1 protein-coding gene and 1 pseudogene are annotated in these 964 nt (G+C 69.3%); one reads left to right on the forward strand and one right to left on the reverse strand.

Annotated features, from left to right (window positions below):
* The first annotated feature begins 283 nt into the window (after positions 1–283).
* Positions 284–523, forward strand: a complete 240-nt coding sequence (gene rpoZ / locus D7X55_RS39635) for a DNA-directed RNA polymerase subunit omega (RefSeq protein ID WP_014395366.1) — start codon at positions 284–286, stop codon at positions 521–523.
* A gap of 9 nt (positions 524–532) precedes the next feature.
* Here the strand turns inward: rpoZ and D7X55_RS39640 are convergent.
* A pseudogene (locus D7X55_RS39640) lies at positions 533–952 on the reverse strand (NUDIX hydrolase); the annotation flags it as partial.
* Positions 953–964 lie beyond the last annotated feature (12 nt).

Below are 964 nucleotides of genomic sequence, written 5' to 3' on the forward strand. Positions count from 1 at the left end.
GGGCAATTCCGACCCACCCTGGCGCCCCATTCCCGACTCGGAAAAAACGCGCCCCTCCGGATCCGTTGAGCCCCGTGGCTCTCGAATTCCGGAAGGTGAGAGGAGAGCGTGCGCCAGCCAACATCCGGACGCCAGCAGGGTCGGCTGGCGGGCAATCGCTGGCGGCTCCCGGCGGCACTCCCGGTGGAGCCTCCGCCCCGCCATCCTTCCTTGACTGATCCGGACCCGCTCTTTAGGTTGAGAGGCTTCCACCGGCTCGGATCCGAGCCAAGAAGGATGTTCCATGGCCCGCGTTACCGTTGAAGACTGCCTTCCCTACGTGGACAACCGGTTCGCGCTGGTGCTCCTGGGCGCCAAGCGCGCGCGCCAGCTGATGGCCGGCGCCCGGCCCATCATCGAGACCTCGAAGAACAAGCCGCCCGTGCTCGCCCTGCGCGAGGTCGCCACCCAGCGCGTGAAGTTCGACCGCGACGTGCGCGAGGCGCTGTCCGGCAAGTACGTGGGCGAGGAAGCCAAGAAGTAGCTTCGCGTCCTACCCCGGCTCCTTCCCCTCCACGGGGGAAGGAGTCCCGGACGCCAGGCCCTGGGCGCGCATCCACCGCAGCGCCCGGCCGGCGACGGCCTTCTCACCCTTGTAGCCCAGCGCCGGAATCAGCCCCTCGAGCGGCATCCAGCGCACCTCGTCCACCTCCACGCGCGGCCCCGGCAGCGGCCCCAGCTCTCCCGCCTCGTAGCGGAAGAGGAAGAAGTGGACGCGCTTGAAGATGCGCTGCCCCCGGAACTGGTAGACGTAGCGGATCTCCCCCAGCGGCGCGAGCAGCGCCACGCCGGAGAGCCCCGTCTCCTCCTTCACCTCGCGCCGCGCGGTCTGCTCCGGCGTCTCTCCCGGATCCACGTGCCCCTTGGGCAGCGCCCAGAGGTGGCGCCCGTGGGGAGGGATGACTGCTGTCTCTCATACACATCT

Origin of the sequence: Corallococcus sp. AB049A (assembly GCF_003668885.1) — a bacterium.
Lineage (GTDB): Bacteria > Myxococcota > Myxococcia > Myxococcales > Myxococcaceae > Corallococcus > Corallococcus interemptor.